Below are 24,307 nucleotides of genomic sequence, written 5' to 3'. Positions count from 1 at the left end.
GAATATATACTAGTTTATACCAAGTACAAGATAAAATAGTAAAAAAGACGATTTCCGCTTGGAAATCGTCTCTTTTTGATATTCTCGCAAATACGATATCTTGTGGTTGGTGTAAACTGGTAGATAGCTCCCTTATTTTATTTATCAAAACCTTGTAAGTTTTTTTGGCGCTCTTCAGTTTGACCCTTGGCATCCAATTTATTACCATTGTAAACAGTGCTTTCCCATGATCCGTACATTGGGTTAGGGAAAATGATGAATTTCTCACCAAACTCTTTTTGTAATTCCTCTAATTTTTGGTCGCGCTCAGTTTCAGAGGTCTTTGAAAACTCTGCAAAGTCCACAAGATTATCTCCTAGTAGCATGACTAAGTTGGTTTTTTCTTGGACTGCTTGTCTACGACCTTCTTTAGATTTGACGCCTTTTTCTAAGAACATGAGATGATCGCGGCTTTGTACAGGGATTCCTTCGTTTTCTAGGTTTTTAATCGTATCATCTACCTGATCTATCGTACGGTCAGATACATAGTAAATTTGGACACCGTTTTGGTCTGCAAATTGGAGGAAGTCTTTAGCACCTGGTACAGCCTTGGCTGCGGCTTTTTTTACCCAGACATCCCAGTTTTCTGGGGTAAATGCTGTTCCATCTTTGACATTTTGCGCTTGATAAGGGCTATTGTCTAATACGGTTTCGTCTAAGTCTAAAACGATAGAGTAGGGTTTATCTGTCTGTGTTTTTAGTAGTTCTTTCAAACGATCAGTAGCGACATTGTAACCTTGTAGATAGAGTGCCTTGGTCTCAGCTGCTTTTTGATACCAAAGAGTTGACATAGTATTTTCTCTTGAACGCAACTGATCATAGGTCATGGTAACCTGATTATCAGATGTACTACTTTGTGTTGTCTGTGAATTTGCCGAATTTGTGCCACAGCCAGTCAGTAAAATGACGGAAGTAAGTGTAGAAGCAATTGTAATGGTAACTTTGGATATTTTCATAATCCCATCCTCCTAATAATAGTCTATTAATATTGTAGCGTTTTCATGGGATTTGTGCAAGGAAATATCGAGAGAAAAGAAATTTTTCAGTAGTAATTTGGTATTAGGATAAAATTATGTACTTAATTTTGGAATGAAGATGGATATAAAAAAATTCAATCGGCTTGATAGAAAATCTATATCAGTTCCTTTTTGAAAAATAGATGAAAATAAAGTGAATCTTTGAAAGGCTAGTAACATCAAGCTTTTCAGGGATTTTTTTCTTCATAGATATAAAAATTTCCAATCGAGTTGATAGTCAATATATATTGGGAAAAGGGGAAAAGGAGTGGTAAGATGGTTTCAATCCAAATGGAAGGAGAGAGGTATGGCAAGTAAAAGAGATCTAGTCTTTAGAGCGATTCGAGGCGATGAAGTGGAAAGAGTTCCTGTGGGATTTTGGTTTCATTTTGTAACACTCGAAGAAAAGGGGCAGGGATTAAATAATCCACGTATCTTTCAAAAAAGTGTTGACGGGCATCGCAACTATGTGGGAAGGATTCGCCCTGATTTTGTCAAAATTATGAGCGACGGTTTTTTCCTTTATCCAAGTAATGTCTATAGTCCTAAGATTGCAAGCATTCAGGAGCTGACTTCTATTGAGTCGATTGGTGAGGAACACCCATGGATTCAGCAACAACCCATGGATTCAGCAACAGGTGGAAGTGGTACAAGCGATTCGAGAGACCTTTACCGAAGAGATTGCTTCTTTCTACAATATCTTTTCGCCGATCTCCTACCTCAAGCGCTGGTTCCGTACAGAAACTTCTCGAGGAGATAGGGAAGTGGCTGATCTATTGCTTGAAAATCCTGAGCAATTTAGAGCTATTCTAGATGTGATTGCAGGAGATATTGCTTCCCTAACTCAGAAAATCATTCAGCAAGGCGGTGTTGACGGGATTTACCTCAGCACCCAGGAAATTCAAGATGAGCGCATTACACCAGCACTCTACCAAACCTATATCGAACCGAGCAATATAGCGATTTTGGAAGCAGCCAATCAGGTTGGTGGGATCAATATCCTCCATATCTGTGGTTTTGAAGGTGCGAGCAATGATGTGACGATATTTAAGGACTATCCAGCTCAAGTGGTCAACTGGGCGACCCACCATGAGGATGTTAGTTTGACACAGGGGCAAGAGTTGTTTCCAGGAAAGGCCGTTTTAGGTGGATTCGAAAATGGCAAGAAAAGCTTGCTTTATCAAGGTTCCAAGGCGGAATTGCAAGATGAAACAAGGCGGTTGTTGGCTGAAGCTGGTAGTAAAGGCGTTCTTCTGGGAGCTGACTGTACTGTTCCAGATGACTTTGACTTAGAGAGGTTGGACTGGATTCGACAGGCAGCTGTTCTCTAAAAGGAGGAGCTATGAAAAGTAAAAGATGGGGCATCTTCATTGCAGTTATCGGTTTGCTGGCTTTGGTTGCCATAAGCGTCGTAAAAAATGGGCACTGCAAAAATGGAGAGAGATGTCGTGGAGTTCAGGATTTTTCCAAGTCCAGTCTTCCCTTTCTACGCTCGAATGATATCGCAAGCAGTTTATTAGTTGAAAAAGTAAGAAATGGAGAATAAGAATGTCAGAAAAAAAAGAATGGGTTTTAAAAGCATTTAGAGGTGAAAAGGTTGATCGTGTGCCAGTTGGTTTTTGGCACCATTTCACATCCGAAGACGAATGGCTACATGGATTCTCAAATCCAGTCATTATCGAGAAGAATATTGAGGGCCATAAGCGCTTTATCCGAGAAGTTCAGCCAGACTTTATCAAACTCATGAGTGATGGCTACTTTGCTTATCCAAATCCAGCGATTGCCAAAGGCAAATCACTTCAAGAATTGGCGACCATTCAAACACTCGGACCAGATCATGCTTGGATAAAAGAGCAGGTGAACTTGGTTAAGAAAATCAAGCAAGAGTTTACAGAAGATATCGTTGCGATTTACAATATTTTTGCTCCTGTGACCTATCTCAAGTGGTTGCTTGGGGAAGTGTCTGGTGGCGATGACCTTATTGCGGACTTTCTGGTGGAAGATCCTGAAGCCCTTAAAAAGGTGTTGGATGTGATTGCAGAGGATATTGCTAGTCTCAGTCGAGCTATCATCGAAGAGGCTGGTGCAGATGGAATCTACCTCAGCGTGCAAAGCATCCAAGATCAACGAGTGTCAGCAGCAGATTATCAAGCCGTCATTGCACCTAGCGAGATAACGGTTCTGGAAGCAGCTAGTGCTGTTGGTGGCGTCACTGTTCTTCATATCTGTGGCTACGAGGGAGCGCGAAATGATATTCATCTTTTTGCAGACTACCCAGCCCAAGTCTTTAACTGGGCTGTAGGACCAGAGGGAATCACTCTCAAGGAAGGTCGTGAGATTTTCAAGGGACGTACGGTTCTTGGAGGATTCGAAAATGGCAAGACAGGCTTGCTGTATACTGGTAGCAAGGATGCCATTCAGGCTGAGGCAAAGAAACTAGTTGCAGAAGCTGGGGAACAGGGCTTGGTACTTGGGGCAGATTGTACCATTCCAAGTGATATCGCAGTTGAACGTATCCAGTGGGTGAGAGAAGCGCTTGAAAACTAAAGGAGAAAAAGATGAGTAAAAAAGCATGGATTATCGGTGGTGTAGCAGTTGTTGCAGTAATTGGGGCAACGATTATCGGGAGAAGTTTAGTTGGCGCTCCAGCCAAGGAGGGAGAAACGGCTTCGTCTGCTGAAGTTATAACCTTGAAGGTTGCCCATACACAAAACTATGTACCTTATGACTTTGTCAATGAAAAAGGGGAATCAGATGGTTATGAGGTAGCTGTTTTGAAGGCTGTTGATGAGAAGTTGGCAAACTATCAATTTGAATATACGGGTACCAGTGATGATGACCTCTTGATTGGTCTGGAATCAGGCAAGTATGACATCGGAACCAAGGGAGCTTGGTACACAGATGAACGAGCTAAAAAGTTTGTCATTCCATCTGAACCAGTCGGAGCGAGCATCATCGGATTTACTGTCAGAAAAGAAGATGAACAGAAATACAAAACCATTGATGACTTTGCTAAGAATAAAGGGAAATTGGTTCCCATCTCTCCACAGAATGCTCAATGGAATGTCATCACCAGCTACAATGAAAAACATCAGGATGCACCGATTGAGCTAACAGCAGCTGAATCCTTTAAAGTGGCAGATGCCTATGCCTGGGTCTTGGAAGGACGTTATGACGCCTTCTTTGATATCAAACTGTCCTTTGAAAAAGCAGTTACCGCAGAAGATGGCCCTTACCACCAATATGCGGATAAACTCAGCTGGTTCCCATACAAGGGTATTCCAACTTATCCCTTGATTCACCGTGATGAAAAGGGTGAGAAATTCGCTAAAGAATATGAAAAAGCAATCAAAGAGTTGAAGGAAGATGGCACGCTTGCTAAGCTATCTCAGCAATACTTTAAAGAAGATGTCTTTAGTTATGTAGACAAAGACTAGACCAGAAATTACAAGACTAGAAAGGGTTTTGCATGGTTTCTTATGATTTTTCCAAGGTCTTTCAGTTTTTGCCGACCTTATGGAAGGCACTTCCTATGACCTTGTCCATTCTCTTTTTTACCACTCTTCTTGGTTCCCTTTTTGGAGGTCTCTTGGCCTGGGCACAAGTAGGAGATGACAAGAGTTTTGCAGCGATTTCCAAAAGCTATATCTTTACCCTTCGTTGTACACCGCCGATTGTCTTGCTTTTTCTAGTCTTTTATGGCTTGCCAGAATTTCTGAAATGGTGGCTTGGTTTGGATATCAACAACTGGTCTAAAACTATTTTTGTTCTCTTGACGATGATTCTCTTGTTTGCGGCTATTGTTGCCGAGGTTTTCAAGGCGGCCTATCAAGCTATTCCAAAGGGGCAGACAGAGGCCGGGCTTAGTATTGGTTTGACTCCAAGTCAGACTTTTTGGAGAATCATTTTTCCCCAAGCTTTTCAAGTTGCTCTTCCCAATATAACGACCGCTATTCTTAATCTCATGCGGGATGCTGCCTTGGCTTATACGATTGGTTTTGTTGATGTTATGGGGGCAGGCAATCTCTTGATCAGTCGCAATTTAGGGAACTACTCTCTGGAAACCTATACGGCAGTTGCGCTTCTTTACTGGGGGATTGCCTTGGTTATTTCTAGCTTGAGTCGTTTGCTTGAGAAGTCTTTGGAAACAAAAGGGAGGTAAGAAATGGATATAGACTATATTGTAAAGACCTTTCTGGAGACCTTGAAGGGTGTGCCAATCACCTTGATTATCATGATTGTGGCTATGGTCTTAAGCTTTTTACCGGCTCTATTTTTAGCCTTGGGGCAGATTTACAAGGTTCGAGGTGTGAGGAGTTTTTCTCTGGTCTATCTGGCCTTTATCCGAGCGACTCCTCCGATTTTATTGATTCTCTTCTTTTATAGTTTGTTTCCAAGTTTGCTGAATCAATTTCTCAAAAGCATAGGAAGTGACTTTGATATTTTCAAGCTTGATCCTCTCTATTATGCCTTTATCATTTATAGTTTGATGACAGTCGGGAGTTTGTCGGAGATTTTGCGTTCAGCTATCTTGACGGTGGACAAGGGGCAACTAGAGGCAGCGCATGCGATTGGGCTGACTACAACCCAGGCCTATCTAAGGATTGTTTTTCCTCAAGCCTTGCGCTCAGCCTTGCCTAACTTGGCCAATCTGGTGATCAATATCGTCAAAGGGACCTCCCTGGTTTTTGTTATGACCATCAAGGACATCACCGCTATTGCTCGTGTAGAAGCGTCCTACGGTTACCAGTATTTTGAGTCTTATTTTGTGATCTTTTTGCAGTATATTTTGATCTGTGGTTTGATTCAGTGGGGCTTCTCCCTACTGGAGAAAGGCTATGTGAAAAAAGAAAAGAGTGCAAAAGCATCTAGCGCGCGTTTCGTATAGGAGGACAGGATGTTACAAGTAGAACATATCGCAAAAACATTTGGAGAGAGGCAGGTTTTGGAGGATGTCAATCTCCAGGTCAACCAAGGGGATGTCGTCGTTATCTTAGGACCATCAGGTTCGGGAAAAACGACCTTTCTCCGTTGTCTCAATCACTTAGAAAAAGCTGACAGTGGCCGTTTGACCTTGGCAGGAAAAACTTATGACTTGGCCAAATTAAGCAAGAAAGACATTCTAGAAATTCGCCAAAAAACAGCCTTTGTTTTCCAGCACTACAATCTTTTTGCAAACAAAACTGCTCTGGAAAATATTCTAGAAGGCCTGATCGTCGCTCGTAAAGTTCCCAAGGAAGAAGCGCTAAAACGTGCAGAATATGCCTTGGAAAAAGTTGGTTTACTAGCCTACAAAGACTACTACCCTTCACAACTATCTGGAGGGCAACAACAACGAATAGGAATTGCGCGTGCTATTGCCGTCAAACCCGAGGTCATTTTGCTAGATGAACCAACATCAGCACTAGACCCTGAGTTGGTTGGAGATGTTTTGGATGTTCTGAAACAGTTGGCGGGAGAAGGTGTGACCATGGTGGTCGTCACGCATGAGATGGGATTTGCTAGAGATGTCGCCAACCACGTTATTTTCATGGATGGAGGCCGTATCGTAGAGGAGAACAATCCACATGATTTCTTTAGTCGTCCACAAGAAGAACGAACCAAGCAGTTCCTGGCTCGTATCTTATCAGACGCTAGCTATAGTGTAGAATATATGATTTGATAGCTAAGTGTATCATAAAAACAACACCCCATGACTAGAAGATTCTTCTAATCATAGGGTGTTTTTCTATAGGAGGGCTAGGTTATACTCTTCGAAAATCTCTTTAAACCTCGTCAGCTTCGCCTTATCTACAACCTCAAACCAGTGTTTTGAGCAGCCTGTGACTAGCTTCTTAGTTTACCCTTTGATTTTCATTGAGTGTTATTTCTTTTTCTTGTTCTTTATCAACCATCCAAGTCCGAGAAAGGCAAGGATGCTGAATCCAGCAAGGGCAAGGAGGGATTTGCTCTCAGTTCCTGTGTTTGGAAGGAGGTTCTGAGAGTGAGCCTCTGTAGCAGTTTCTTGAGTTTCAGGATTGGCTGCTAGGTTTTGAGCTTGACCTTGTTCTGGTTCGACTTCCAAGCTAGAAAGGTCAAATTCTGGTTTTTCTTCCACAGCTGGAGCGACAATGGCACCACCTTGAGACAAGCGGAGAACGACAGCAGTGAGAGCGTTCAATTTCAAGCCTTTTTCAGTCCATTCGAGACCTTGAGGGTTAGCAATTCCTACTGGTCCTGCTTGGTTTTCATCTGCGAGAACTTCGGCCTTTCTCAAGTGAGCAAAGGCAGTTCCTAGAGTAAATTCACGAGCCTTATCATCCGCATTGACAAAGACAGCGTAGACATCACCATTTGGAGCGGTGATTTGGTAGCCGATGGTCACATCTTCTTTTTCAACGCCATTTTGTCCTGGAACAGTAATGAGGTGGACGCGCTCTTTGATGTCTTGCAGACTCTTGAGTCGGAAGGCATCTGTCGATTGACGAAGGGCGATCAATCCTTTCATGTAGTTACGGCTCTTGACATTTTCAGGATATGCTTTGCCATCTGTTGCCTTGGTCCAATCAAACTTGTTGACAGCATCACTAGAGTCGTAAGAGTCATGGATAAAGTAAGGATAGACAAATGGCTTGCCGTCCTTGTCGCGCAACAAGTGAGACTTGTTTGGAACCTTATCCTCTGAGACAGGATTCTTATAGGCTGGATCAAGGAATTGTTTGGTACGTCCGTATTCCTGACCAGAGTGGATAAACGGAGTTCCTTGAGCGGTCAAGACCATGAGGTTTCCAAGTCGCAAACGACGATGGATCTCAGCGTAGTTTTCAGCCTTGCTTGGGTCTTTTTTGATAGACTGGGCAATGATGTCAAAGAGGGTCAAGTTATCATGGGCTGCGATATACTGGATAACATCTCCAGGACTGTCTGCTTCAAAGTTGGTTGGTTGGGCAATGAGATTTTTAAAGATGGTATTGATATCGCGTTTGCCACCTGTGATAAAGGCAGGTTGACCTTCGTTTGGATAGCCAGACTTGAGGTTGTTGCGGATGTCGTCTGAAAAGACAGCGACAGTATCTGTTTTCTTCATCCAATCTTGGTCAGCAGGTTGCACAGGCGCATTTTCATCACCAGTATAGGTTCTCCAGCCTTCACCTAGCATGATGAGATTTGGATTGAGGGCGCGTGCAGCCTTGTAAGCTTCTTCGATAGAAGCCGCATCGTGGTCACCCATCATATCAAAGCGGAAACCATCTACTTTGTAAGTTTCAACCAGATACTTGATAGAGTCTACCAAGACACGTTTAGACATGTAGTGGGTAGTTCCCAAACGACCGCCTCCGAAGCTAGTACGTGGAGTTCCGTCTGCATCCATAAAGTGATAGTAATTTGGCTCAATATCTTCAAAAATATCAACATTTGCAGTATGGTTGTAGACCACATCCAAGATAGCCCCCATGCCACGTTTGTGGATTTCGTTGATGAGGTTTTTGAATTCTGCGATACGTTTTTCTGGATCCTTAGGATCGCTTGAGTACATGCCAGTCAAGGAGAAGTAGTTTTGAGGGTCATATCCCCAGTTGTAGTTGCTGTTGCTTGAAGCGTAGGCAGACAAACGTTCATGGTTTTTCAATTCATTGACAAAGTAGTAAGACAAGACTGGAAGGAGCTGGATGTGGGTCACACCCAAGTCTTTGAGATAGTCTAATTTTTCGATAAAGGCTTCGAAGGTACCGAATGGTTTGGTCAAGTCTTTTGCGATGGCAGGATCCGAAGTGAAGTCACGCACATGAGCTTCATAGATAACGGCATCTTCACGTGATTTGAAGTTACGAATCTTTCCATAGGTCAAGTCTTGCGGACCTAACTTCGCTGGATCGACAAAGGCAGCTTTAGCGACCTTATGAGCGGCATCTGTTTTTGCTAGGTCACTGTTCCAAGCCGCTAATGATTTGGCATAAGGGTCAAGAACGAGGACAGTTTTACCTTGGCGCTCGATTTGGTAGTGGTAGTAGTAGCCAGTGTAGTTGCTGATACCGAGACCAGAGTTTGCATCCAGAGTTTGTTTCCAGGTTCCTTTTTCTCCTTTTTCAAGGGGGACAGTTCCAACTACCTTTTCAGGGTCTTTCTTGTCATAGACAACAACGGAAACCTTATCAGCACTTGGAGACCAGAGGGTGAGGTCAACACGCTTGCCATCTTCTTTCAGAGTTGCGCCGAGTGGCCCATCGTAACTGTAGGACTCATCCTTGAGGCGCCAGCTTGAACGTGTGGTAAAGCGGTCTGAATTGTAGCTGACAGTGTAAGGGTGTTGAGTGTCAGAGAAGTCGCCGATGTAGGTCACTTTTTTACCTGCCTCATCCACTTCCACGTCTGTGATAGCTACTTTATTCCCTAGGTAATCAGTGATGCTGGAGTGTTTGAGGATATCGTCTTTCTTAGCTCCAACGAGGGTAGAAAAACTGCTTTCGATACGAGATTTAGCCACGTGTTGGGCACCAGTCATACGGATATCGTGAACGTAGTAGGGGTTGGTGTAGATGGTTTCGTCATCATCTTTGAGGAAAATCTGACTGTGATTTTTTAGATCAGTGAATTTATAATCTTCTTTTCTGATTTTCACATCATCGCCTTTCTTGCTTTCGTCTAGTAATAAAAATCCAAATTCTCTTGCAGCTTCATTGAGTGGGATATCAATGTAACGGCCATATTTTCCAGTTGCTGTAAAGTCAGTACCGTCAGGCCATTCTCCACTGCTTGGGTTTTTAACATCGCCCCAATACCAGAGAGATTTTTTGTCATAGTTGCCATCTGTGCGGTAATAGTTGACACGGACAGTTCCTGCTGGCTGAGGACGGTAGTTGTGTACCTTGTAGTTTTCATCTAGCCAAGCCTCATTCATTTTTGGAGAGAGGCGCTCTACAGAACGGTCCCCTGTCAGGTTATCCCCCTTGGTATTGTTGATAAGGAAGCTGACTTTCTTGGCTTGCTCATTTTTGAGTTTGACATCTAGGTAATAGCCGTAGTCATCTTGCTTGGCATCCTTGAAGGACTTGGCTCCATTGGGCCAGTTTTCAGACGGCTTCTCAACATCGTCCCAAGTCCAAAGACCTTGAGAATCTTTGTTTTCTTCAGGGAGTTTTTTTACATGGATGCGGAAGTGGTTGTCTGCGATGGGTTCTTCAGAAGATGTGTCAGCTTGTGGTTTTTGTTCTGAAGTTGGCGTTGCAGTGCTGTTAGCCTGGCTTGTAGTAGCATCTTCTGTTTTGGGTGTTTCTGGCGCTGTAGTAGTTTCCATAGCTGGAGCTTCTTTTTTAGAATCAAGGGAAGCGTTTGCATTCTTTTGTTCAGAAATAGGCGTTTCCGTTTGAGTTTGACTCGTTTCAGTCTCAGTAGGGGCCTTGGTCACAGCGCTGGTATTTTCCTGAGTTTGAGGCAGGTTTTCGTTAGCCGAAATAGTTGGCATTGCAGCAGAAAGCAGGATAATGCTGGCACCAATAAGGACAGAACCAGTTCCGTTCTTCAAGGAACGGATACCATAAATCATTTTTTTCTCAGTTTGAGATGGGATCTTTTTCATCACAATTCTCCTTGTGTAGTTGTTCCTTATCAGTATAGCACGAGGTAAACATTAGTGCAAGCGTTTTCCTAACTTTTAAGAGAAAATATAATGCTTCATTCTCTTGAAATTTTAAAATAATATATAGGAAAAGATTGTTTAAAAAATAGTAAAAAAACCTTGAAAAATCTAGCTAAATAAGGTATAATATGAATAATCATTTGTCGTAGGTTTTGTCTGAAATATTGTCCAGACAAGGCTCACAGCAGTTAAATCTTCTGAAAAAGTCAGATTTAGCTGCTCTTTTTGTGCTTTTTTTCAGGTTTTTGAGTGCTTGTAACAAAGATTTAAAGATTCTGAAAATTCGTCAAAGGGACACGGTGATAGGGGTTTTTAAAACCATATGACGATTAGAAAAGCCTGATTGACAAGGCTTGGAATTTATTTACAAAGGAGAATCATCTTGGCAGGACATGACGTTCAATACGGGAAACATCGTACCCGTCGTAGTTTTTCAAGAATCAAAGAAGTTCTTGACTTACCAAATTTGATTGAAATTCAAACGGATTCATTCAAAGATTTCCTAGATCACGGTCTTAAGGAAGTATTTGAAGATGTATTGCCAATTTCAAACTTCACAGACACAATGGAGTTGGAATTTGTTGGCTATGAAATCAAGGAACCAAAATACACGCTCGAAGAAGCTCGTATCCACGATGCTAGCTACTCAGCACCAATTTTTGTAACCTTCCGCTTGATCAATAAAGAAACAGGCGAAATCAAGACCCAAGAAGTCTTCTTTGGTGATTTCCCAATCATGACCGAAATGGGTACTTTCATCATCAATGGTGGTGAACGTATTATCGTTTCTCAGTTGGTCCGCTCACCAGGTGTTTACTTTAATGACAAAGTAGACAAGAACGGTAAAGTGGGCTACGGTTCTACTGTTATCCCTAACCGTGGAGCTTGGTTGGAACTTGAAAGCGACTCAAAAGACATCGCTTATACTCGTATCGACCGTACTCGTAAGATTCCATTTACGACCTTGGTTCGTGCACTTGGTTTCTCAGGTGATGATGAAATCTTTGATATCTTTGGTGATAGCGAATTGGTTCGCAACACTATTGAAAAAGATATCCACAAGAATCCAATGGACTCTCGTACAGACGAAGCCTTGAAAGAAATCTACGAACGCCTTCGTCCAGGTGAGCCTAAGACTGCTGAAAGCTCACGTAGCTTGCTTGTAGCACGTTTCTTTGACCCACGCCGCTACGATTTGGCAGCTGTTGGTCGTTACAAGATCAATAAAAAACTCAACGTTAAAACACGCTTGCTCAACCAAACCATTGCGGAGCCATTGGTAGACCCTGAAACTGGTGAAATCTTGGTAGAAGCTGGTACCGTCATGACTCGTAGCGTGATCGAGAGTATCGAGCACCACTTGGATGGCGACTTGAACAAGATCGTTTATATTCCAAACGATGCAGCTGTTTTGACAGAACCAGTTCTCCTTCAAAAATTCAAGGTTGTTGCCCCAACGGATCCAGACCGTGTTGTAACCATCATCGGAAATGCCAATCCAGACGACAAGGTTCGTGTTGTAACTCCTGCAGATATCCTTGCTGAAATGAGCTACTTCCTCAACTTGGCGGAAGGTATCGGCCGTGTGGATGATATCGACCACCTTGGAAACCGTCGTATCCGTGCAGTTGGTGAATTGCTTGCCAATCAAGTACGTCTTGGACTTTCTCGTATGGAACGTAATGTCCGTGAACGTATGTCTGTTCAGGACAATGAAGTTTTAACACCACAACAAATCATCAATATCCGTCCTGTAACAGCTGCGGTTAAAGAATTCTTTGGTTCATCACAGTTGTCACAGTTCATGGACCAACACAACCCGCTTTCTGAGTTGTCTCACAAACGCCGTTTGTCAGCCTTGGGACCTGGTGGTTTGACTCGTGACCGTGCTGGATATGAAGTTCGTGACGTGCACTACACTCACTACGGTCGTATGTGCCCAATCGAGACACCTGAAGGACCTAACATCGGTTTGATCAATAACTTGTCATCTTACGGACACTTGAATAAGTATGGATTTGTTCAAACACCATACCGTAAGGTTGACCGTGAAACAGGTGTTGTTACGAATGAAATCGTTTGGTTGACAGCCGATGAAGAAGATGAATTCACTGTAGCGCAGGCCAACTCTCGTCTTAACGAAGATGGAACCTTTGCTGAAAAAGTTGTCATGGGACGTCACCAAGGGGTCAACCAAGAGTATCCAGCAGAAGTGGTTGACTACATGGACGTGTCACCAAAACAGGTAGTTGCCGTTGCGACAGCATGTATTCCTTTCTTGGAAAACGATGACTCCAACCGTGCCCTCATGGGTGCCAACATGCAACGTCAGGCCGTGCCATTGATTGATCCAAAAGCACCTTACGTTGGTACTGGTATGGAATACCAAGCAGCTCATGACTCTGGTGCTGCTGTTATTGCCCAGTATGATGGTAAAGTTACATACGCAGATGCTGACAAGGTAGAAGTACGCCGCGAAGATGGTTCATTGGACGTTTACCACATCCAAAAATTCCGTCGTTCAAACTCAGGTACTGCTTACAACCAACGCACGCTTGTTAAAGTTGGCGATGTCGTTGAAAAAGGCGACTTTATCGCTGACGGACCTTCTATGGAAAAAGGGGAAATGGCGCTTGGACAAAACCCAATCGTTGCCTATATGACTTGGGAAGGTTACAACTTCGAGGATGCCGTTATCATGAGTGAACGCTTGGTCAAAGACGATGTCTACACATCTGTCCACCTCGAAGAATACGAATCAGAAACGCGCGATACAAAGCTTGGGCCTGAAGAAATTACTCGTGAAATTCCAAACGTTGGGGAAGATGCTCTTAAAGACCTTGACGAAATGGGTATTATCCGTATCGGTGCTGAGGTTAAAGAAGGGGATATCCTTGTAGGTAAAGTCACACCTAAGGGTGAAAAAGACCTTTCAGCTGAAGAACGTCTCTTGCACGCTATCTTCGGAGACAAGTCTCGTGAAGTTCGTGACACTTCTCTTCGTGTACCTCACGGTGCCGATGGTGTCGTTCGTGATGTTAAAATCTTTACACGTGCAAATGGTGATGAGTTGCAATCAGGTGTTAACATGCTGGTTCGCGTCTACATCGCTCAAAAACGTAAGATCAAGGTCGGAGATAAGATGGCCGGACGTCACGGAAACAAAGGGGTTGTCTCTCGTATCGTTCCTGTAGAAGACATGCCTTACCTTCCAGACGGAACTCCAGTCGATATCATGTTGAACCCACTTGGGGTGCCATCACGTATGAATATCGGTCAGGTTATGGAACTCCACCTTGGTATGGCAGCCCGTACTCTTGGTATCCACATTGCAACACCAGTCTTTGACGGAGCAAGTTCTGAAGACCTTTGGGACACTGTTAAAGAAGCAGGTATGGACAGCGATGCTAAGACAATCCTTTACGACGGACGTACAGGTGAGCCGTTTGACAACCGTGTATCAGTTGGTGTCATGTACATGATCAAACTCCACCACATGGTTGATGATAAATTGCACGCGCGTTCAGTCGGACCATACTCAACCGTTACCCAACAACCACTCGGAGGTAAAGCTCAGTTTGGTGGACAACGTTTCGGTGAGATGGAGGTTTGGGCTCTTGAAGCCTACGGTGCGTCAAATGTCCTTCAAGAAATCTTGACATACAAGTCTGACGATATCAACGGACGTTTGAAAGCTTATGAAGCCATTACAAAAGGAAAACCAATTCCAAAACCAGGTGTTCCAGAATCCTTCCGAGTTCTTGTCAAAGAATTGCAATCTCTTGGTCTTGACATGCGTGTCCTTGACGAAGATGACCAAGAAGTGGAACTTCGCGACTTGGATGAAGGAATGGACGAAGATGTCATCCACGTAGATGACCTTGAAAAAGCCCGCGAAAAAGCAGCCCAAGAGGCTAAAGCAGCCTTTGAAGCTGAAGAAGCTGAGAAAGCAACAAAAGCGGAAGCAACAGAAGAAGCTGCTGAACAAGAATAAGCAGTTCACTTAGAATAGAAAGGGAAGAAATAGTGGTTGATGTAAATCGTTTTAAAAGTATGCAAATCACTCTAGCTTCTCCAAGCAAAGTCCGTTCATGGTCTTATGGAGAAGTCAAAAAACCTGAAACAATCAATTACCGTACGTTGAAACCAGAACGTGAAGGACTCTTTGACGAAGTCATCTTTGGTCCTACAAAAGACTGGGAATGTGCTTGTGGTAAGTACAAACGCATTCGTTACAGAGGGATTGTTTGTGACCGCTGTGGGGTTGAAGTAACGCGTACAAAAGTTCGTCGTGAGCGTATGGGGCACATCGAGTTGAAAGCTCCTGTATCTCACATCTGGTATTTCAAGGGGATTCCAAGTCGTATGGGCTTGACTCTTGATATGAGCCCTCGTGCCCTCGAGGAAGTTATCTACTTTGCAGCTTACGTGGTAATTGATCCGAAGGATACACCGCTTGAGCACAAGTCTATCATGACAGAGCGCGAATACCGTGAGCGCTTGCGTGAGTATGGTTATGGTTCATTCGTTGCCAAAATGGGTGCCGAAGCCATCCAAGACCTTTTGAAACAAGTAGATCTTGAAAAAGAAATTGCTGAACTCAAAGAAGAGTTGAAAACAGCTACTGGACAAAAACGTGTCAAAGCTATCCGTCGTTTGGATGTTTTGGATGCCTTTTACAAGTCTGGTAACAAACCTGAATGGATGATTCTCAACATCCTTCCGGTTATTCCACCAGATCTTCGTCCAATGTTGCAGTTGGATGGTGGCCGTTTTGCCTCATCTGACTTGAACGACCTTTACCGCCGTGTTATCAACCGTAACAACCGTTTGGCTCGTTTGCTTGAGTTGAATGCACCAGGTATCATCGTTCAAAATGAGAAGCGTATGCTTCAAGAAGCGGTTGACGCTTTGATTGACAACGGTCGTCGTGGTCGTCCGATCACAGGACCAGGTAGCCGTCCACTGAAATCATTGAGCCACATGCTTAAAGGGAAACAAGGACGCTTCCGTCAAAACTTGCTCGGTAAACGTGTTGACTTCTCAGGACGTTCCGTTATCGCCGTTGGTCCAACTCTTAAGATGTACCAATGTGGTGTGCCACGTGAAATGGCGATTGAGCTCTTTAAACCATTCGTCATGCGTGAAATCGTTGCGCGTGATATCGTTCAAAACGTAAAAGCTGCTAAACGCTTGGTGGAACGCGGAGATGAACGTATCTGGGACATTCTTGAAGAAGTAATCAAAGAACACCCAGTACTTTTGAACCGCGCACCGACCCTTCACCGTTTGGGTATCCAAGCCTTTGAGCCTGTCTTGATTGACGGTAAAGCCCTTCGCTTGCACCCACTTGTCTGTGAAGCCTACAATGCCGACTTTGACGGGGACCAAATGGCCATCCACGTACCGCTTTCAGAAGAAGCTCAAGCAGAAGCTCGTATCTTGATGTTGGCTGCTGAGCATATCTTGAACCCGAAAGATGGTAAACCAGTTGTTACTCCATCTCAGGACATGGTTTTGGGTAACTACTACTTGACCATGGAAGAAGCTGGTCGTGAAGGTGAAGGAATGGTCTTCAAAGACCGTGACGAAGCGGTTATGGCATACCGCAATGGTTATGTTCACCTCCACTCACGTGTTGGTATTGCAACAGACAGCCTTAACAAACCATGGACAGAAGAGCAAAAACACAAGGTCTTGCTGACAACAGTTGGTAAAATCCTCTTCAACGACATCATGCCAGAGGGTCTGCCTTACTTGCAAGAACCAACAAATGCCAACTTAACAGAAGGTGTTCCAGCTAAATACTTCTTGCCACTAGGTGGAGATATCAAGGAAGCAATCAGCAATCTTGAACTCAACCCTCCATTCAAGAAGAAAAATCTTGGGAATATCATCGCTGAAATCTTCAAACGTTTCCGTACGACAGAAACTTCTGCCCTACTTGACCGCATGAAGAACCTCGGATACCACCACTCAACTCTTGCAGGTTTGACAGTGGGTATTGCCGATATCCCAGTTGTTGAAGACAAGGCTGAAATCATCGAAGAATCACACAAACGTGTAGAACAAATCACCAAACAATTCCGTCGTGGTATGATCACAGACGACGAGCGCTACAACGCTGTTACAGCTGAATGGCGTGCAGCCCGTGAAAAATTAGAGAAACGTTTGGTTGCCAACCAAGATCCTAAGAACCCAATCGTTATGATGATGGACTCTGGAGCCCGTGGTAACATCTCAAACTTCTCACAGCTTGCCGGTATGCGTGGTCTGATGGCCGCTCCGAACGGACGTATCATGGAATTGCCAATCCTTTCAAACTTCCGCGAAGGTTTGTCAGTACTCGAAATGTTCTTCTCAACTCACGGTGCCCGTAAAGGTATGACCGATACGGCCCTTAAGACAGCCGACTCAGGTTACTTGACTCGTCGTTTGGTTGACGTTGCCCAAGACGTTATCATCCGTGAGGACGACTGTGGAACAGACCGTGGTCTCTTGATTCGTTCTATCGCAGAAGGAAAAGAGATGATCGAGTCTCTCGAAGAACGCCTCAACGGTCGTTACACTAAGAAAACTGTTAAACATCCAGAAACTGGTGCAGTAATCATCGGTCCAAATGAGTTGATTACAGAAGACAAGGCGCGTGAAATTGTCAATGCTGGTGTGGAAGAAGTCACTATCCGTTCTGTATTTACATGTAACACTCGTCATGGTGTCTGCCGTCACTGTTATGGTATCAACTTGGCGACTGGTGATGCGGTTGAAGTTGGTGAAGCAGTTGGTACAATCGCTGCCCAATCTATCGGGGAACCTGGTACACAGCTTACAATGCGTACCTTCCACACGGGTGGGGTTGCCTCAAATACCGATATCACTCAGGGTCTTCCTCGTGTCCAAGAAATCTTTGAAGCCCGCAATCCTAAAGGGGAAGCCGTCATCACAGAGGTCAAAGGACAAGTTACAGCTATCGAAGAAGACGCGTCAACTCGTACCAAGAAAGTCTTTGTTAAGGGTGAAACTGGCGAAGGTGAGTACGTGGTTCCATTTACAGCACGTATGCGTGTCGAAGTTGGAGACCAAGTCTCTCGCGGTGCAGCTCTTACAGAAGGTTCTATCCAACCAAAACGTCTCCTTGCTGTTCGTGATGTCTTGTCAGTTGAAACCTACCTTCTCGGTGAAGTACAAAAAGTTTACCGTAGTCAAGGGGTAGAAATCGGTGACAAACACATCGAGGTAATGGTTCGTCAAATGATCCGTAAAGTTCGTGTCATGGATCCAGGTGACACAGAGCTCCTCATGGGTACCCTCATGGATATCAACGACTTTACAGATGCTAACAAGGATGTTCTTATCGCAGGTGGAGTTCCAGCGACTGGTCGCCCAGTTCTTATGGGAATCACCAAAGCTTCACTTGAAACAAATAGTTTCTTGTCAGCGGCTTCCTTCCAGGAAACAACTCGTGTCCTTACTGATGCGGCCATCCGTGGTAAGAAAGATCATCTTCTTGGACTTAAAGAAAATGTTATCATCGGTAAAATCATCCCAGCTGGTACTGGTATGGCTCGCTACCGTAACCTTGAACCACAGGCTATCAATGAAGCAGAATATCTGGCTCCAGAACAAGAAGAGGCAGAACTTGCTCCTGTAGAGGAAGTTGTGGAAATCCAAGTTGAAGAAACAGTAGAATAAAAGCAAACAAGAGAACCTTTGGGTTCTCTTTGTTTTATTTCAGAAAATTTTCCCACTTTTTCATAAAGTATGGTAGAATAGAAGAACTAAAATGCCAAGGAGGTGTCCATATGGAACAAACATTCTTTATCATTAAGCCAGATGGTGTGAAAAGAGGGCTGGTTGGCGAAATTCTGCAAAGAATGGAACAACGAGGTTTCAAACTCGAAAAATTAGAGTTACGTTCAGCAGTTTCAGAAGATTTGATTGACCAGCACTATCAAGACTTGGTTGAAAAAAGTTTTTATCCTCCTATCCGTCAGTTTATGACCTCAGGACCAGTAGTGGTGGGCATTCTATCAGGTCCGAAAGTGATTGAAACTTGGCGGACCATGATGGGTGCTACTCGTCCAGAAGAAGCTCTGCCAGGAACTATCCGGGGAGATTTTGCTAAGGCGGCAGGAGAAAATCAAGTCATTCAAAACGTGGTACATGGATCAGATTCAGAAGAGTCAGCTAAACGAGAAATCGCCCTCTGGTTTAAGGATTAGACTGGTAAAAGAACAGTTCTGTACACAACAGAGCTGTTTTTTGGTCAGTTGAGCATAAAAAAAGAACACTTGAGAGGGCATTCTTCATTTCACCCTCCTTACAGGGTATAATCCCTTATATGGAGGGATAAGAAATGATAAAATCAATTCGCCTATTATTGTTGGCTGCGGTCATCCAGATTAGTTTTTCTAGTTGTCTATTATGGAAAGAATCCTTTTTATCTTTGAAGCAGACCAATGCTTATTTTTTGATTTTGATTGTAGGAATTTCTGTCTTGTGTGCTGGGATAAATTATTTCCATACAGCAGACCAGTCTAGGCACAGTATTTTACATGTTCAAAAGAAAGTGAGTCTTGTTTATTGCCTCCTTTTAGTAGTCAATCTTCTGGCAACCTGTCTGGTTCTCTCAGAAAGCATCCAAACCACTAGCAAATTGCAGCAAGAATTGGTTGACCTCTTTTTACCCTCCTTCTTTTTCTTGCTAGGAGTAGATCTATTGATTTTCTTACCTTTTGATAAAATTTTTCGCGATATAGAAAATCACCTAAATAAAAAGAAAACGGTCGTCATTTCCGTTCTAGCTACGATGGTTTTCTTGAGGAATCCCTTAGTGATTTCCTCGATTCTCCTTTATATCAGTGTTGGTTTTCTATGCGCACGTTTCCTTTTTCCAAAATGTATTCAAAGGGAAATCTCCTTTTATGGACACCTGATTCGGGATATCCTGTTTGTTTTTTCAATAGTTGTATTCTTTTAAGTGGAGGAGAATCTTTCAAAATTGTTATAGTAAGTCCATAAAGAAAATTCACACAAAAGAAAACTTTTTGGTATAATAGTAGCATGCACACAAAAAATGAAGAAGAACTTCTAACTCTCGGAGAAAGATTAGGTCATTTGCTTCAAAAAGACGATGTTCTGATCTTGACTGGAGAGTTGGGTGCGGGTAAAACAACCTTTACTAAGGGCCTTGCTAAGGGCTTGGATATCCGTCAGATGATTAAAAGTCCAACCTATACCATTGTTAGAGAGTATGAGGGGCGTTTGCCACTTTACCACTTGGATGTCTACCGTATCGAAGGTGATGCTGATTCTATTGACTTGGATGAGTTTCTCTTTGGTGGTGGTGTGACTGTTATTGAGTGGGGGCATCTTTTGGGTGAAGATTTACCAGATTCTTACTTGGAGTTGGAAATCTTGAAAGAAGCTGAGGGTCGTTGTCTTCATTTTACGGCTCATGGCTCTCGGGCTGAACAACTTATCAAGGAGCTTCAAGATGGAGTATGAGTTGTGTATTCGTGAAGCAGAGATTTCAGATGCTACAGCCTTAATTGCATTTTTAGATTGTGTCGGTCAAGAGACAGATTTTACCAGCTTGGATGAAAATGGTATCATAATGACAGCTTCTGAAATGGCTCTTTTTATCGAAAAACAAGCTGCATCAGAGAATCAAATTACTCTCCTCGCCTTACTGAATGATGAGATTGCAGGAGTCTTAAATATCACAGCAGACCAACATTTAAGAGTTCGACATATCGGTGATGTTTTTCTAGCAGTTCGAAAGAAATTCTGGAACCAAGGCTTGGCGACTATACTTCTAGAAGAAGGCATCGAGTGGGCTAAAGTCAGTGGCGTCTTGCGCCGTTTGCAACTTAGTGTACAAAAACGAAACGAGGCTGCGATCCACCTCTATTCAAAAATGGGATTTATCACAGAAGGCTTACAAGAAAGAGGAGCCTATTTAGCAGAAGGGATATTTTTAGATGTTTGTCTTATGGGCAAGCTGATAAATAAATAACGAGATGATTAAAAAATTAATTGGAATGGTGCTAGGTTTCCTAGCAGTAACAGTTTTAGGTGTAGCGGTTTATGGCTATACCATCTACCAACAGGGAACAGAAACCCTAAGTAAAAAGACTTACAAAAAAATCGGGGAAGAAACCAACGTTATCGAAGCGACGGAGCCTCTGACTATCCTCTTGATGGGGGTAGATACGGGAAATGTGGAACGTACAGACCCGTGGGCGGGAAATAGTGATTCCATGATTCTCTTGACGGTTAATCCCAAAACAAAGAAAACCACAATGATGAGTTTGGAACGGGATATTTTGACCAAGATTGAGACTGGAAACGGTCAAGTTCAGGAAGCTAAACTCAATGCCGCCTATGCTAATGGTGGTGCGGAACTTGCAATTTCTACTATTCAAAAGATGATGAATATCCACATTGACCGCTATGTGATGGTTAACATGCAGGGGCTTCAACAATTGGTGGATGCAGTTGGTGGAATTACCGTCAACAATACACTCGGTTTCCCAATTTCGATTGCTGACCAAGAAGAGTTTAATAAGATTTCCATCGGTGTTGGAGAACAAACCTTGAATGGTGAGGAAGCTCTGGTGTATTCACGGATGCGTTACCAAGACCCAGAAGGAGACTATGGTCGTCAAAAACGTCAACGTGAAGTCATTCAAAAAATCGTTGAGAAGGTTTTGAGCCTAAACAGTGTGAGTCATTATCAAGGTATCCTCAAAGCTTTGAGTGATAACATGCAGACCAATGTGGACTTGTCAGCTAAGAGCATTCCACAATTGCTCGGCTATCAAGATTCCTTCAAGAATATCGAAACGCATCAATTGCGTGGGGAAGACGCTGAGCTACAGGGAATTTCTTATCAGATTGTCACTTCAGAACATATGCTCGAGATGCAAAATCTCTTGCGTCGTTCACTAGGTAAAGAGCCAGTGACAGAATTGGAAACCAATGCGGTACTGTACGAAACAGCCTTTGGTCGGACAGCACCTTCAACCAGTACGAACGCTTCAAACGAAGAAGCAGAATAAGAAAAGAATCAAATCGTGGGAAATTTCCTGCGATTTTTTCAAAAAAATTCGAATAGATAAGTAGGAGGAAACATGAAAGCAGAAATTATTGCTGTTGGAACAGAAATTTTAACAGGGCAGATTGTCAATACCAATGCTCAGTTTTTATCAGAGAAACTAGCCGAAATCGGGGTAGATGTCTACTTCCAAACAGCTGTTGGAGATAATGAAGCTCGTCTTTTGTCCTTGCTTGAGATTGCGAGTCAACGTAGTAATCTTGTGATTTTGACAGGGGGCTTGGGACCAACCGAGGATGATTTGACCAAACAAACCCTGGCAAAATTTTTGGGAAAAGATCTAGTGTTTGACCCTCAAGCGCAAGAGAAACTGGATATTTTCTTTGCTCATAGACCTGACTATGCTCGGACACCGAATAATGAGCGCCAAGCCCAAATTGTAGAAGGGGCGACTCCACTGCCAAATGAGACAGGTTTAGCAGTAGGAGGGGTGTCAGAAGTGGATGGCGTGACCTACGTGGTCCTCCCAGGACCACCTGGTGAATTGAAACCCATGGTCTTAAATCAACTCTTACCCAAGTTAATGACTGGTACCAAGTTATACTCACGAGTGCTCCGTTTCTTTGGAATTGGGGAGAGTCAGTTGGTGACCATTTTGGCGGATTTGATTGACCATCAAACCGATCCGACCTTGGCGCCGTATGCCAAGACGGGAGAAGTGACCTTGCGTTTGTCTACAAAAGCAGTTAGTCAAGAAAGGGCTGATCAAGCACTGGATATCTTAGAAAATCAAATCTTGAGTCGCCAAACTTTCGAGGGAATTTCTCTACGAGACATCTGTTATGGATATGGGGAAGAAACCAGTCTCGCAAGTGTCGTTGTAGAAGAGCTAAAGAAGAGACAGAAAAGCATTACTGCGGCAGAAAGCTTGACGGCAGGTCTCTTTCAAGCGACATTAGCAGACTTTTCGGGCGTCTCAGCAATCTTTAATGGCGGTTTTGTCACTTACAGCCTAGAAGAAAAGTCCAAGATGTTGGATATTTCCGAGCAAGAGCTAAAAGAACACGGGGTTGTTTCTGGGTTTACGGCTCGAAAAATGGCAGAGCAGGCACGGATCAAGACTCAGTCTGATTATGGAGTTAGTTTGACGGGTGTGGCAGGGCCAGATAGCCTAGAGGGGCATCCAGCTGGTACAGTTTTTATTGGATTGGCACATGCAAAAGGGACAGAGGTGATCAAGGCCAATATTGCAGGACGGAGTCGAGCAGATGTTCGACATATTGCGGTCATGCATGCCTTTAACCTAGTTCGCAAGGCTTTATTAAGTGACTAAATTTTGGTATAATGAAAGATAGGTCTAAGGACCAGTAGAATATAGGAGAACAAAATGGCGAAAAAACCAACAAAAAAATTAGATGAAATTGGGAAAAAATTTGGAGCAGACCGCGAAAAAGCATTGAACGATGCTCTTAAATTGATTGAGAAAGACTTTGGTAAAGGCTCAATCATGCGCTTGGGTGAGCGTGCGGAGCAAAAGGTGCAAGTGATGAGCTCAGGCTCATTGGCTCTGGACATTGCTCTTGGTTCAGGTGGTTATCCTAAAGGACGTATCATCGAAATCTATGGACCAGAATCATCTGGTAAGACAACGGTTGCCCTTCACGCTGTTGCGCAAGCACAAAAAGAAGGCGGTATCGCTGCCTTTATCGATGCGGAACATGCCCTTGATCCAGCCTATGCAGCAGCCCTTGGTGTGAACATTGACGAATTGCTCTTGTCACAACCAGACTCAGGTGAGCAAGGTCTTGAAATTGCAGGGAAATTGATTGACTCAGGTGCAGTTGACCTTGTCGTTATTGACTCAGTTGCGGCCCTTGTGCCTCGTGCAGAAATCGATGGGGATATTGGAGACAGCCACGTTGGTTTGCAAGCTCGTATGATGAGCCAGGCCATGCGTAAACTTGGTGCTTCGATCAATAAGACCAAAACAATTGCTATCTTTATCAACCAATTGCGTGAAAAAGTTGGAGTCATGTTTGGAAACCCAGAAACAACTCCAGGTGGACGTGCTCTGAAATTTTATGCTTCAGTCCGTTTGGATGTTCGTGGAAGCACACAAATCAAAGGAACTGGTGACCAAAAAGATACCAATGTCGGTAAGGAAACCAAGATCAAGGTCGTGAAAAACAAGGTGGCTCCACCATTTAAGGAAGCCTTTGTTGAAATCATGTACGGAGAAGGGATTTCTAAGACTGGTGAGCTCTTGAAGATTGCAAGTGATCTCGATATCATCCAAAAAGCGGGAGCATGGTACTCTTACAAGGGTGAAAAAATCGGACAAGGATCTGAAAATGCTAAGAAATACTTGGCGGATCACCCAGAAATCTTTGATGCCATTGACCATCAAGTCCGTGTTCAATATGGCTTGATTGAAGATGAAGAAGGGACAACTCCTACCACTGTTGCGGAAGATTTAGCACCTAACCAAGAAGTAACGCTTGACCTAGGCGACGGACTTGAAATCGAAATTGAAGATTAAAAATAAAAGCGGAGAAGTCCTTCTCTGCTTTTTATGTT

At 43.5% G+C, this 24,307-nt stretch carries 17 protein-coding genes and 1 pseudogene; 16 read left to right on the top strand and 2 right to left on the bottom strand.

All coding sequences use genetic code 11. The features are described from left to right. Positions 1 to 137 precede the first annotated feature (137 nt). The gene (locus V470_08715) at positions 138 to 995 is read right to left on the bottom strand and encodes a 5'-nucleotidase (GenBank protein AHZ48490.1); all 858 of its coding nucleotides are present in this window, start codon (positions 993 to 995) and stop codon (positions 138 to 140) included. A 328-nt stretch (positions 996 to 1,323) separates the two neighbouring features. Here V470_08715 and V470_10745 point away from each other — a divergent pair. The 7 genes and pseudogenes from V470_10745 (at position 1,324) to V470_08680 (ending at position 6,717) form a co-directional block, all read left to right on the top strand. Continuing rightward, positions 1,324 to 2,386: pseudogene (locus tag V470_10745) on the top strand (uroporphyrinogen decarboxylase). Between the two features lie 11 nt (positions 2,387 to 2,397). Then, on the top strand, positions 2,398 to 2,601 hold the full coding sequence (locus tag V470_08705) for an enoyl-CoA hydratase (protein ID AHZ48489.1): 204 nt from the start codon (positions 2,398 to 2,400) through the stop codon (positions 2,599 to 2,601). 2 nt (positions 2,602 to 2,603) lie between these two features. Beyond that, on the top strand, positions 2,604 to 3,602 hold the full coding sequence (locus tag V470_08700) for a uroporphyrinogen decarboxylase (protein ID AHZ48488.1): 999 nt from the start codon (positions 2,604 to 2,606) through the stop codon (positions 3,600 to 3,602). 11 nt (positions 3,603 to 3,613) lie between these two features. After that, positions 3,614 to 4,492 (top strand): amino acid ABC transporter substrate-binding protein, encoded by an 879-nt coding sequence (locus V470_08695; GenBank protein AHZ48487.1) that lies wholly within the window; start codon positions 3,614 to 3,616, stop codon positions 4,490 to 4,492. Positions 4,493 to 4,524: 32 nt separating this feature from the next. Continuing rightward, positions 4,525 to 5,217 carry an amino acid ABC transporter permease gene (locus V470_08690; GenBank protein ID AHZ48486.1) on the top strand — a complete coding sequence of 231 codons (693 nt, stop codon included), beginning with the start codon at positions 4,525 to 4,527 and terminating at the stop codon, positions 5,215 to 5,217. 3 nt (positions 5,218 to 5,220) lie between these two features. Beyond that, positions 5,221 to 5,943 carry an amino acid ABC transporter permease gene (locus V470_08685; GenBank protein AHZ48485.1) on the top strand — a complete coding sequence of 241 codons (723 nt, stop codon included), beginning with the start codon at positions 5,221 to 5,223 and terminating at the stop codon, positions 5,941 to 5,943. A 9-nt stretch (positions 5,944 to 5,952) separates the two neighbouring features. Then, positions 5,953 to 6,717: an amino acid ABC transporter ATP-binding protein gene (locus V470_08680; protein ID AHZ48484.1), complete on the top strand. Its 765-nt coding sequence runs from the start codon at positions 5,953 to 5,955 to the stop codon at positions 6,715 to 6,717. A gap of 201 nt (positions 6,718 to 6,918) precedes the next feature. Here the strand turns inward: V470_08680 and V470_08675 are convergent, their stop codons facing one another. Continuing rightward, positions 6,919 to 10,611 carry an amylopullulanase gene (locus V470_08675; protein ID AHZ48483.1) on the bottom strand — a complete coding sequence of 1,231 codons (3,693 nt, stop codon included), beginning with the start codon at positions 10,609 to 10,611 and terminating at the stop codon, positions 6,919 to 6,921. Positions 10,612 to 11,053: 442 nt separating this feature from the next. Here V470_08675 and V470_08670 point away from each other — a divergent pair, with 442 nt between their 5' ends. The 9 genes from V470_08670 to V470_08625 all read left to right on the top strand — a co-directional run bounded on the left by V470_08670 (position 11,054) and on the right by V470_08625 (position 24,269). Next, a complete protein-coding gene (locus V470_08670) occupies positions 11,054 to 14,665 on the top strand; it encodes a DNA-directed RNA polymerase subunit beta (protein AHZ48482.1) in 3,612 nt (1,203 codons plus the stop codon). A 32-nt stretch (positions 14,666 to 14,697) separates the two neighbouring features. Then, a complete protein-coding gene (locus V470_08665) occupies positions 14,698 to 18,363 on the top strand; it encodes a DNA-directed RNA polymerase subunit beta' (protein AHZ48481.1) in 3,666 nt (1,221 codons plus the stop codon). Between the two features lie 110 nt (positions 18,364 to 18,473). Beyond that, positions 18,474 to 18,893, top strand: a complete 420-nt coding sequence (locus tag V470_08660) for a nucleoside diphosphate kinase (GenBank protein AHZ48480.1) — start codon at positions 18,474 to 18,476, stop codon at positions 18,891 to 18,893. A gap of 137 nt (positions 18,894 to 19,030) precedes the next feature. Further along, positions 19,031 to 19,651, top strand: coding sequence for a hypothetical protein (locus tag V470_08650; protein AHZ48479.1), 621 nt, complete (start codon positions 19,031 to 19,033; stop codon positions 19,649 to 19,651). A gap of 83 nt (positions 19,652 to 19,734) precedes the next feature. After that, a complete protein-coding gene (locus V470_08645) occupies positions 19,735 to 20,178 on the top strand; it encodes a hydrolase (GenBank protein AHZ48478.1) in 444 nt (147 codons plus the stop codon). Next, positions 20,168 to 20,689, top strand: a complete 522-nt coding sequence (locus V470_08640; protein ID AHZ48477.1) for a GNAT family acetyltransferase — start codon at positions 20,168 to 20,170, stop codon at positions 20,687 to 20,689. Before V470_08645 ends, V470_08640 begins: the two co-directional genes overlap by 11 nt. Before the next feature lie 4 nt (positions 20,690 to 20,693). After that, the gene (locus V470_08635; GenBank protein AHZ48476.1) at positions 20,694 to 21,734 is read left to right on the top strand and encodes a LytR family transcriptional regulator; all 1,041 of its coding nucleotides are present in this window, start codon (positions 20,694 to 20,696) and stop codon (positions 21,732 to 21,734) included. 72 nt (positions 21,735 to 21,806) lie between these two features. Continuing rightward, positions 21,807 to 23,063: a damage-inducible protein CinA gene (locus tag V470_08630; GenBank protein AHZ48475.1), complete on the top strand. Its 1,257-nt coding sequence runs from the start codon at positions 21,807 to 21,809 to the stop codon at positions 23,061 to 23,063. Between the two features lie 54 nt (positions 23,064 to 23,117). After that, entirely contained in the window at positions 23,118 to 24,269 is a 1,152-nt protein-coding gene (locus tag V470_08625) for a recombinase RecA (GenBank protein AHZ48474.1), read from the top strand. Positions 24,270 to 24,307 lie beyond the last annotated feature (38 nt).

It is taken from the genome of Streptococcus sp. VT 162, from assembly GCA_000688775.2.
GTDB lineage: Bacteria > Bacillota > Bacilli > Lactobacillales > Streptococcaceae > Streptococcus.
This window is presented reverse-complemented; position numbering and strand designations above follow the sequence as displayed.